Source organism: Mesorhizobium sp. M0715 (genome assembly GCF_040320355.1).
In the GTDB taxonomy this organism is placed as follows: domain Bacteria; phylum Pseudomonadota; class Alphaproteobacteria; order Rhizobiales; family Rhizobiaceae; genus Mesorhizobium.
Map to the genome: position 1 here is coordinate 1 of NZ_JAMYPL010000060.1, position 5,024 is coordinate 5,024.

At 58.5% G+C, this 5,024-nt stretch carries 3 protein-coding genes and 1 pseudogene; 1 reads left to right on the forward strand and 3 read right to left on the reverse strand.

From position 1 onward, the window contains the following. The 3 genes and pseudogenes from virD4 to NKI21_RS32160 form a co-directional block, all read right to left on the reverse strand. A partial coding sequence (gene virD4, locus NKI21_RS32150; RefSeq protein WP_352559169.1) for a type IV secretion system ATPase VirD4 occupies positions 1-1,551 on the reverse strand: 1,551 nt, incomplete at its 3' end. Positions 1,552-1,798: 247 nt separating this feature from the next. Continuing rightward, the gene (locus NKI21_RS32155) at positions 1,799-2,575 is read right to left on the reverse strand and encodes a hypothetical protein (protein ID WP_245260339.1); all 777 of its coding nucleotides are present in this window, start codon (positions 2,573-2,575) and stop codon (positions 1,799-1,801) included. Between the two features lie 301 nt (positions 2,576-2,876). After that, positions 2,877-3,146: pseudogene (locus NKI21_RS32160) on the reverse strand (integrase core domain-containing protein); the annotation flags it as partial. A gap of 443 nt (positions 3,147-3,589) precedes the next feature. Here NKI21_RS32160 and NKI21_RS32165 point away from each other — a divergent pair. Beyond that, positions 3,590-5,024, forward strand: a 1,435-nt coding sequence (locus NKI21_RS32165; RefSeq protein WP_352869281.1) for a potassium transporter Kup, incomplete at its 3' end; no start/stop codon positions are given.

Sequence of the window (5,024 nt, forward strand, 5' to 3'; positions counted from 1 at the left end):
GATGAGAACAATCTCGTAGTCGTCATCGAGCAGCCGAACCTGTTCGGGACGCAATAGCGGTGCACCTTGATGTGAATTCTGAATGGTCCAGTCGAACGTTCGCGCCTGGCTGTGGGAAATCGATTTGGCTTCAAACGTGTATTCACCGATGGCCTTGGAAATGTAGTTCGGAGTCTCGTCATCAGCCGTGGCCATGAACACTTGCAGTCCGGTATTGCTGAGAAAATTCTGCTTGCCAGCCTCTCCATAAGCCCCCGTCAGTGCCGAAAGGCTTTGGATGATGAGCATGAAACGCCCCTTGTAGCCCGCGATAGTCGTGATTGCGGTCTCGATCGCTTCCAGCTTACCCAAGTGCTTGAACTCGTCGAGCAGGAAGAGAACCTCGTGCTTTTCATCCCGGCGGGCCAGCGACCGCTGCAGAATTGAAACGATTTGCTGAAAAAACAAGCGTATCAGAGGCGCGATCACCTCAAGGTCGTTCGGACCAACGCAAAGATAGATGCACGTTCTGCGACGGCGAAGATCATAGACCGAAAAGTCCGAGCGACTTGTGGCCGCCTTTACAGCGGGATCCGCCCACAGGTTGAGCCCGCCATCGCCGAGCACGGAAGTGTAGGAGGTTAGGATTTTCGTATCGTTCCCCGCCATGTCGTCGAAGATGCGTTGTGCCTCTTTGTTCTGGGTCTCCATGGCGAGTCGCGCGAAGAGCTTAAACTTCTCCCCCGGCTGGGCGAAGAGGTCATAGACGGCGCCGATTGTTGGCGTGCCCCGCTCGATGCAGGCAAGGATTCCCGCGACAAAGATATCTCGCGCGCCGCTGACGAAACCTTCCGCGCCCTCCCCCTTGGCCGTAATCAGGTTTGCGGCCAAGCGGCGGGCTTCGGTGAATTGCTGCTGTGGAGGCAACGCTATAAGATCCAACAGCGGATTGTAGCAGTTTGTGCGCCGCTCCGAATCCAGCGGCGCGAATTTAAACACGTCGTCACCTGCGGCTTTGCGCGCCCTCGAGGTGAGCTCAAAGAGCTCCCCCTTGACGTCCAGAGCTATCACCGAGCCTTTGAATGTAAGTAGCGTTGGAATGACTATGCCGACGCCCTTGCCAGCGCGGGTCGGTGCAACGATGAGGCTGTGAGGCTGCTCGCCATTGGTCAGGTAGTAGCCAGGCCAGAAAGGGCCACTTGTCTTCCCAAACACCGGCCCTGTCACGCCACGGTATCGTCGCAGATATCCCGTGCGTCGCATTTCATCCACTCGAGCCCAACGAGCCGTCCCGTGGTGTTCGAGCTTGCGGCGCAATACGATCTGCTGAATCAGCAAGACGACCGCGGACGTCGAGAGCACGATAGCCGCGCCCCGATAGAAAACGGGGGTTGCGAAACCCAAATAGAAGGGCGTCTCAAACCAAAAGGCACGGACATCAAACGCCATCAGAGCCTCGCCGCTGCCGCCGTGGCGGAAGGTTGCGTAAAGACTTGCCGCACAGAAGCCCACGGCGAGTGAGCACGCGATGCTAATGGCTATGTTGGGGGGCGTCGTTTTTGTTGAAAGCATTGTTCCATTGCCGGATTAGCCGTAGCTAATGCTGCGCGTGCTTCAGAGACCGAACCGGCGTCGCGCGATGTCGCCGCTCGACAGATCGATGCCGCAGCGGGTGGTGCGATGCTTGCAGCGCATCACCCGGCAGACGTGGTTTTTGAAAGTTACACTAAGCAGGTACGTCAACGGCCAGCGAATTGGAAACGGCAAGGCCGTAAACGGAATTCGGGAGAGAAAGCGTCACTGTACCATGGCCGAGACCTCAACGGCCGGAGCGATCTCTGCTTCTGGTGGCCTCCATTAGGTCCTCTCGGGCGTGATTGAAGGCGTGGTTTATGGACCGCCCGATTTGAGCACCCCGCTGCAGCTGTTCATACGAGGTTTGCGGGCCTACTGTATCACGGACTGCAGCCTCAATACCTGCTATGTGGCCGTCCAGATTCGCACTCCGTTCCTCTGCTGCATGCTGCGGCGGCGGCATGTGCGGCAAGATGTCTTGCATGCCGGGAAAAACTGAGTGAGCTTGGGCCTGTTGGTTTGCGTCTAACTGTTGATACATGTTGAGAATAGCATTGGATGCCATCATCCTGACATTGCCATCCGGATCAGAAGAAGCCAATCCAATGGCCTGATCAAGAATGCGAGATTTGTTTTCGTCAGTAAACTTACTGAAGTGTGGCGCAACGTAATAAGCTCCGAGAGCTTGCGACGGCGGATCCATGTTGCCAATGCGATTAACAATAGCATCTTGCAGCCCTGGCGTTAGGTAATCGCCTAGATTACTGGCCGCTCCGACTTTCTGCAATGCTATGTCATCCGTGCTGTACCCCAATTCGGCTGTTAATGTCGCGGCCAGATCGATGGCTGATCGTCCAAGACGATTGGTCCGCCTTTCAAATCTCGCGAGGTCAGTTTCTGGCCCGGGTTGAGTGCCCCGAACGGCTGTTCGCTCGTGCGTCCCGAGGCCTTTGAAGCCCCCAAGATTTCGCGCTGTATCGCGCGGGTTAGCGGTTACCAGCCGTTCTGCAACATCGCTCAATGGCCCCTCTGGAACGTCACGGAGGCTACTGCTCCCCACGCCTTGAGATGATCTTGCAGCTGCACGTGCCCGTTTGTTATCGCGATCCATTGCTCGCCTCCAAAGTAGTTATTCTACCCAATGAGGTTACCACCAAAGCTTGACCTGCTAAACCGATATGATGTTACAGTTGTAGTATGGCAAAGGGTTCCCAGCTCTGTGGGTCTGCCAAGTGCCCGTCCAAGCCGAAGAAAATACGATGAAGCTGGCATCAAATGCGATGTGAACTGCCCCGGGCATTCCGGTGGCCGTTTCGTTTGAGTCACGCGGCTATGGCTGGTTCATCCAACATGCCGTAGTAGCGTTCCTCGGCTTCGGCCGGCGGGATGTTGCCGATGGGCTCCAGCAGCCAGCGATTGTTGAAGCAGTCGACCCATTCGAGCGTGGCGAACTCGACGGCCTCGAATGAGCGCCAGGGTCCGCGTCGATGGATCACCTCGGCCTTGTAAAGACCGTTGATCGTTTCCGCGAGAGCATTATCGAAAGAGTCGCCGACACTGCCCACTGCGGGTTCGACGCCGGCCTCCGCAAGCGCTCGGTGTATTGAATGCCGAACCCTAGAGAATCAGCCCTCAGAGCCTTTGGTAATAGACCGACCCCTCGCACCTGTTTGGGCTGGGTGTACAAGTCAGGTTTTCATCAGGTTGGACGAGTATGTCTGGCAGCCAGAGCGCGACCACTTCCGTGCCCGCCCGCTCGTCTGGCAGACACACAAAGGAGAAAGACATGCCGTCAGCTACAAGCAGCGCCATCGTTTCCTGCCGCAGATCATCGCCCATCCGGTCTGGCCCTCCTTCAGGTCCCCTTGGCCTGTGTCTCGTCGAGGAAATGGCCCGGGAGCGGGATCGTGGTTTCGTATGAGACAATCCGCCGGTGCGGCAACAAATGCGGTCCGCATACGGAGCCATTACGTCGCGGCACTTGATATTGCAGTGCAGCAAAGGTAGAGGGCCGCCCCTTATCGGAGTGTCGTCCATGGTCCTTACCAATACTGGTAGCGAGGCAGAACCCGTCGAACAGTCGAGCCATCCGGCAATCGAACAGCAAAGCCCCGAGGTGCTGATGCTAGGCGCGCTCGGCGTTGTCTATGGCGATATTGGCACCAGCCCGATCTACGCGTTCCGTGAGGCGCTGGTGGCGTCGTCGGGCGGCAATGTCGCCGAGCGCGGCGATATCCTCGGCGTTTTGTCATTGATCATCTGGTCGCTGACGATCATCGTCACCATCAAGTACATCATGTTCGTGCTGCGCGCCGATAACGGCGGCGAGGGCGGCGTGCTGTCGCTGATGGCGCTGGCGCGCGGCAGTTTCCCCAAGCGCTCGGCGCTGATGCTCGGCATCGGCATCGTCGGGGCATCGCTTTTCTTCGGTGATGCCGTCATCACACCGGCGATATCGGTGCTGTCGGCGGTTGAGGGCATGAATGTCGTCACGCCGACCTTCCAGCCCTATGTCGTGCCGCTGACACTGGTCATTCTTACCATGGTGTTTGCGGTGCAGCGCTTCGGCACGGGCGGGGTAGGATTGGTGTTCGGCCCGGTGACGGCGGTGTGGTTCCTGGCAATTGGCCTTTCCGGGCTCAACCACATCATCGCCGATCCGGAAATCCTGTGGGCGGTGAGCCCGCACTACATCGTCGCGTTTCTGATCAATTCGCCCGACGTCGCTTTCGTGACCATCGGCGCCATCTTCCTCGCCGTCACCGGCGCCGAAGCACTCTATGCCGATCTCGGCCATTTCGGCCGCAAGCCGATCGTGCTGGCCTGGCTGGCGATCGTGTTTCCCTGCCTGCTGCTCAATTATGCCGGGCAAGGCGCCTTCGTGCTGGCCAAGAATGGCGTCGTCGGCCATCCATTCTTCGAGATGAACGAAGGCTGGACGCTGATCCCGATGGTCGTGCTGGCGACGGCCGCGACTGTCATCGCCAGCCAGGCGGTCATCTCCGGCGCCTTCTCGCTGACCCGGCAGGCGGTGCAGCTCAATATGCTGCCGCGCCTGGAAATCCTGCACACCTCGGAGAAGCAGTCGGGCCAGATCTACATGCCGCGCGTCAATCTGTTGCTGGCGCTGGCGGTGATGCTGCTGGTCGTCGGTTTCGGCGAATCGAGCAAGCTCGCCTCCGCCTATGGCATCTCGGTGACCGGCAACATGCTGGTGACGACGGTGCTGCTGTTCGTCGTCATGACCCGGATCTGGAAATGGCGGCTGTGGGTGGCGGTCGCCATGACGGCGCTGTTCGGCTTCATCGATGTCGGCTTTTTTGCCTCCAACATCGTCAAAGTGTTCGAGGGTGGCTGGGCTTCGCTGGCGGTGGCCTTCACCATTGTGCTGGCCATGTGGACCTGGGTGCGCGGCAGCCGCTATCTGTTCGACAAGACCCGCCGCAACGAAATCCCGCTCGATTTCCTCG